Here is a 5,997-nt window from a genome sequence, read left to right as displayed (position 1 = left end):
GGGCGCGTTGACGCGGAATCAAAGATGTTTCGAACAGGAAATACGGCCTGTTCCACGAGCGCGCGGATGCTACCAGGATTCTCAGTTACCTTGAAAATCAGGCTGATCCTGTAACGGTTCCGGCGACCCGCCGCGCCCCCCACGCGCGCGGACGGCTCGGGCCCCTGGCGGGGTGATACAGGCCTGTATTACAGGCGTGTTACATCCGTACCAAGCGTGAAACAGGCTCTGCTGGACGTTCTAGGCCGCCGCGACGAGCCGTCCGTACTCGAGCTTGATGACTCGGTGCGCCAGATGGAAGAACCGGTCGTCGTGGGTGATGACCACCACGCCCTTGCCGCGCGCGGCCAGCTCCGGGAGGAGCTGGCGGTAGAAAATCTCGCGGAACTCCGGGTCTTGATCCGCGGCCCACTCGTCGAACAGGTAGAAGGGCCGGTCCTCCAGCAACGCCACGAGCATCGCGAGCCGCTTGCGCTGTCCCGTCGAGAGGTTCGTCGTGGAGAAGCGGCCGTCGACAATCTGTAGCTTCTTCTCGAGCGAGAGCCGCCGCAGATACTCCTCCGCCTGTTTCGTGAGCCCCTCCGAGGGCACGCCGCGCAGGTGCTCGAACAGGTGGAAGTCGGCGAAGATGGCCGAGAACGTGTTGCGATAGGCCTCGCGGTTCTCGTCCGTCACCGCGACCCCGTTCCACAGGAGCTGTCCGGTCTCTGGCGCATAGAGCCCCGTGAGCAGCTTGGCCAGCGTCGTCTTGCCGCTGCCATTGCCCCCGACGACGAAGATCAGCTCCCCGGGCCGCAGCTCCAGGTCGAGCGGCCCCACCCGGAAGGCGTGCCCGTCCTGCCCTCCGAACGAGTACGTCACGCCGGAGAAGCGCACCTCGTGGCGCTCGCTGCGCGCGGGCTCGAGCCCCGAGCCGAGGGCGGCTTCGTCCTTCAGCGCCTCGGTGAGCGAGACGTCGAGCTGCGAGAGCTTCTCGAGCGCAATCCCCGCCTGCGCCCAGCGCCCGATGCTCTCGATGAGCCCACGGAAGGAGCCCCACATGTACATCAGCGTCATCACGTAGCCCTGGGTGGCGCTGGTGCCATCCGGGTTCATGAGGTTCAGGCCGAACAGCACCAGGCCGAGCACGAGCCACGTGAAGAAGTGCAGGAAGTTGCCGAAGGTGGCGACACTGTCCGAGGCACGCACGCCCGTGCGCCGCACGCCTTCCACGGCGGGCGCGAAGTCGTGCTCGAAGAACTCCGAGCGGCGGCGCTCGTGCAGCTTGAGCTCCTTCACCCCTTCGAGCACATGCTGCTGCTGGCGGTACAGCTCATCCTGCGCGTCCCGCTCGGCGCGCCAGAGCGGGGCCATCTTCCGCGCCCCCACGGCGTAGATGCCGGCGAGCACGGCCATTGCGGGCAGCACGAGCAGCAATCCCTGCAGGGAGAGCCACGCCATGTAGACCAGGCAGCCGAGGACGATGGTGGAACCGACCACGAGGGAGGGGAGCGCCGTGGCCGTGGCGACCACCGTCTGCAGGTCATGCGTGAGCACGGCGAGCACGGGGCCGTGGCCCAGGGTTTCCAGGTGGCGCAGGGGCGCGGCGAGGACGCGCCGGCCAATCCGCAGCCGGAGCTCGGCCGCGAGCGAGCGTGACAGCCGCGAGAGCAGCAGCTCCGGGAGGAGATTGCTCGCCATCACCCCCAGGCTCAGGGCGAGGAACGCCGCGATCATCATCGTCGTGACGGAGGCCCGGTCCCTCAACGCCTCGCTGATCAACGCGAGCAGGGAGCTGTTGCACAGTCCCGCGATGCTCCCGATGACGATGATGAGGATGACCGAGGCACTCGAGCGGCGGAGCAACAGCAGGAAGAGGGAGTGCATGATGGATGTATCAGGCTGTGCGTCACCGGGCGGCCTGGAAGCACCGCGCGGGCGAGCTTGCCAGAATCCGCCATCCCGTTGCGAGTGGCCGTCTCATGACGCCGCACGCCGGAGGTGTGTGGGCTCCTGCCGGGAGCGGCTCGGGAGCAGTTCCTCCAGGGCGTCGCACGCGCGTTCCGCGGCGTCCCCCTGGGCCATCCGCCGGGCCTGCGTCGCGCAGGCCTCGCGCACCCGGGCGTCGGTCAGGAGGCGTTGGAGCATGGGCGTCACCGGGTCGGCGTGGTAGTCGCGCTCGTGGATGGTGCCGGCGACGCCCAGGTGGCCCAGGCGCATGGCGTTGGCCGGCTGGTCACCGAAGACCGATACGACGAACTGCGGCAGGCCCGCATCCAGGGCGCGCGCACAGGTCCCGACGCCGCCGTGGTGCACGAGCGCCGCGCAGCGCGGCAGCACCTTGCGCAGCGGCACCTGCGAGAACACCGCGATGGACTCCGGCAGGGAGGCGGGGACCTGGGCGCGTGACTCGGAGAGGAAGAGGCCGCGGCGTCCGAGTCGCCGGCAGAGCTCGATGCTGGTCGAGAAGAAGGCCTCGGCACCGAGGCTTCGGAACGTCCCGGGCGCGAACACCACCGGCGGCGAGCCCGCGGACAGGAAGGCGTCGACCTCGGGTGACAGCGGCTCGTCCACGTGCTTCTCGTGCAGGATGAAGCCGGGCAGGTGCATCCGCGGCGACCAGTGGGCCATGCGCGGGTAGAACCAGTCCGGCCAGAGCCCCAGCACGAGCTGCGGGGACTCGAGCCAGACACCCTGGATGTGTTTCACCGGAGCGAGCCCGAGCTCCGCGCGGAACTCATTGAGGAACGCGAAGTGCGGATCGTGGTTCCGGTCGATCATCGGCACGCACAGCAGGTTGTAGATCCACCGGGAGGGAGGCGGCCGGTTGAGGAGCAGCGGGACGCCCAGCCAGAGGCGTATCGCCTCCGGTGGGGACAGGTAGACCGTCGCCATGGGTATCCCGAGTTGCTCCTGGGCCAGGCGCCCGGCGAGGGTCGACCCGCGCGCCACGATGACCGAGTCGCGTGGATCGGCCCGCTCGGCCAGCGCCGCGTAGGTCGCGCGCAGCTCGGGAAGGTGCCAGCGACGGAGCCGCTCCTCGTACGAGAGGACATGCGGGCCCGAGTCCGGCTTCCCGAGGTGGCGGTTGGCCTCCTGTTCCTCGCGATAGGCCGAGGCGGGCGCGGACGGCACGAAGTCAAAGCCGAGCTTCGTCGCATACGGACGATGGTGCTCGTTCAGGATCAAGGTCACTTCGTGCCCGCGTCTCTTGAGCTCGCACCCCAGCCCGATAAAGGGGTTGATATCACCCGAGCTTCCGCGAGAAGTCAGAAAGAACCGGCCCATGAGGTACCCTCATGCCAACCTGCACCAGGAGAGTCAATGTCTCCCCCGTTGGAAGCCCAGCTCGACACGCTCCTCGCACGCGATCCTTCTGGGACGTTCATCGACATGGACGAGGCCACGCGGGAGAGGTACCGGCGGGCCTGTGTGGAGTTGGCGGCACGGACGAAGAAGGAGCCGCTCGAGGTCGCGCACGAGGCGGTCCAGCTCGGGCTCGAGCATGACGCCAGCGACGCACGCGGGCAGCACGTGGGGACGTGGCTGATTGCCGAGGGGCGGCCCGCGCTCGAGGCCCGCCTGGGTTATCGCGCTACCTGGCCCGAGCGCGCCGCCCGCTTCGTGCGGCGGCACGCGGGGAATGTGTATGTGGGCTCCCTCTTCATGCTCCTGGCGCTCATGCTCCTCGGCCTGGAGCGGCTGCTCGCGGCGCAAGGGGTTGCCACGCCGTGGCGCGTGCTGCTGGGAATCTTCCTCGTGCCGCTGTTCCTCATGTCGCTCCAGGAGTGGGTCAACGGGGTGCTTTCGAGGCGGGTGGCCGCGGAAGTGCCCCTGCCGAGGTTGGAGCCGCGGCGGGTGTTCTCGCCGGACACGCGGACCCTGGTCGTCACGCCGCTGCTGGTCACGAGCGCCGAGGAAGCCGAGTCCCAGCTGCGGATGCTGGAGATCAACTACCTGGGCAACGTGGAGCCCGAGCTCTTCTTCGCGCTGCTGACGGACTTCAGGGATGCGCCTCAAAAGGAGCTCCCGGGCGAGGAGGAGCTGCTCGCCCTGCTGGAGCGGGGCATCCGTGAGCTCAACGAGCGGCACGGGTATCGCGAGCAGCCGCGCTTCTTCCTCCTCCACCGGGAGCGGCGGTGGAACCCCGTCGCCGGCCACTGGATGGGCTGGGAGCGCAAGCGGGGCAAGCTGGACGAGTTCAACCGCCTGGTGCTGGGCGCCGAGGACACGAGCTACGTGGGGCCGGTGCCCGCGCTGGTGCGCACGGTGCGCTACATCATCACGCTCGACGCGGACACCCACCTGCTGCCCGGCGATGCGGCCCGCCTGGTGGCGACGCTCCACCATCCCCTGAACCGGGCGCGACTCGACGAGACTGGCAGGAGGGTCGTGGCCGGCTACTCCATCCTCCAGCCCTATCTCGGCATGGAGCCGAGCCGCACGCACTGGCTGGCGACGGGAGGGTGGCCCCTGTCCATTGCCCGGGAGAAGAAGGGCGCCCGGCGCGACATCCCGATGAGCCTGCAGCAACGTGTCTTCGGTACGGGCGACTTCATGGGCAAGGGCATCTACGACCTGGCCGCCTTCGCGCGCTGCCTGGAGGGCCGGATTCCGGAGAACGCCATCCTGGGCCACGACAAGCTCGAGGGGCTCTTCTCGCGCTGCGCGTACGTCTGCGACATCACGCTGTTCGAGAGTCCTCCGAGGGACTTCTCGGTCTTCACGCGAACCTGGCACCGCTGGGTCCGCGGAGACTGGCAATGGCTGCCATGGCTCCTGCCGTGGATGCCGTCGCAGGATGGCCGCCGTGTTCGCAATACCCTGTCCCTGTTCGAGCGCTGGAAGCTGCTCGCCGCGCTCCTCGAGAGCCTGCACTACCTCTCGACGCTCGTCCTGCTCGTGGCGGGCTGGCTGTGGCTCCCAAGCCGTTTCGCGTGGGCGTGGTCGCTCGGGATGTCGCTCTGGGGCAGCCGCCACACGATTGTCGCGGCGCTGGGGCGGATGTTCCGTGACGTGCGGAACTCCGGGTCCATCGTCTCCGGCGTGCGCACCGTGCTCTTCACGGTTCCGAGGCTCCTCGTGGGCGCTGTCTCCAACATGGGAGGCCTCTTCCTGTTCACCGGCGTCTCACTCGACGCCATCCTCCGCACGCTGTACCAGCTCGCGTTTGACCGGAGCCGGATGCTGGACTGGACGACGTTCGCCCAGTCCAATCGGGAGGCGCGAAGCCTGCGCACCGTGCTCATGCTCCCCGAGATAGCGGGGTCGTTGGTGTTGACGCTCGGCATCGGCGGGGCGCTCGCGGTCGTCAACCCGTGGGCGCTGCCGTGGGCCGCTCCGTTGCTGCTCGCGTGGACCCCCATGCTGGTGATGCTGGTTCGCCAGCCCGCTCCCGCGGCCGTGGCGGGACCGGCGCACCCGGAGCAGCTCCGGTCCCTGGCGCGGAGCTGCTGGGAACTGTACGAGGCGTCGGCGACACGGGGTGTCGAGGGTGGGGGGACGAAGGGGCTGTCACCGACGGACCTGGCGCTGTCGCTGGTGGTGCCGCTGAGCGCGTACCACCTGGGCTACGTGGGGTGGGAGGCGCTGGTGTCCAGGGTGGGAGAGGGACTGGAGGCCATCGAGGGCCTGGAGCGTCATCGCGGGCACCTGCTGGCCCGCTACGAAGGGGAGGCGCGAGAGGCGGCGAGGCCCCGGCGCATCAGCACGACGGAGAGCGGCGTGCTGGCCGCGGCGTTGCTCGTGGTGGAGAGCGGGCTGCGCGGCGCGCGAGTGGATGCGCGGGCGCGGGCGCTTCGGGAGGCGATGGACTTCCAATGGCTCTACGATGCCAGCTCCGGCCTGCTGCACACCGGCTACGACGTGGAGACGCGCGCCCTGGATGGGACGCACCATGGGCTGCTCACGTCGGGAGCGATGCTGGCCGGCTTCGTGGCGATTGCGAGCAGGCAGGTTCCGCTGAGCCATTGGGCGGCGCTGGTGGAGTCGGACCAGCGGTTGAGGAAGGCGGGGGAG

2 protein-coding genes and 1 pseudogene are annotated in these 5,997 nt (G+C 69.1%); 1 reads left to right on the top strand and 2 read right to left on the bottom strand.

Annotated elements, in window-relative coordinates; genetic code table 11:
• Window positions 1-240: 240 nt before the first annotated feature.
• The gene (locus HG543_RS24855; RefSeq protein WP_169347337.1) at window positions 241-1,866 is read right to left on the bottom strand and encodes a cyclic peptide export ABC transporter; all 1,626 of its coding nucleotides are present in this window, start codon (window positions 1,864-1,866) and stop codon (window positions 241-243) included.
• Between the two features lie 93 nt (window positions 1,867-1,959).
• On the bottom strand, window positions 1,960-3,174 hold the full coding sequence (locus tag HG543_RS24850; RefSeq protein ID WP_169347336.1) for a nucleotide disphospho-sugar-binding domain-containing protein: 1,215 nt from the start codon (window positions 3,172-3,174) through the stop codon (window positions 1,960-1,962).
• A gap of 129 nt (window positions 3,175-3,303) precedes the next feature.
• On the opposite strand from HG543_RS24850, the pseudogene HG543_RS24845 reads away from it, so the two are divergent.
• Window positions 3,304-5,997: pseudogene (locus HG543_RS24845) on the top strand (hypothetical protein); the annotation flags it as partial.

The sequence above is a fragment of the Pyxidicoccus fallax genome (genome assembly GCF_012933655.1).
In the GTDB taxonomy this organism is placed as follows: domain Bacteria; phylum Myxococcota; class Myxococcia; order Myxococcales; family Myxococcaceae; genus Myxococcus; species Myxococcus fallax.
This window is presented reverse-complemented; position numbering and strand designations above follow the sequence as displayed.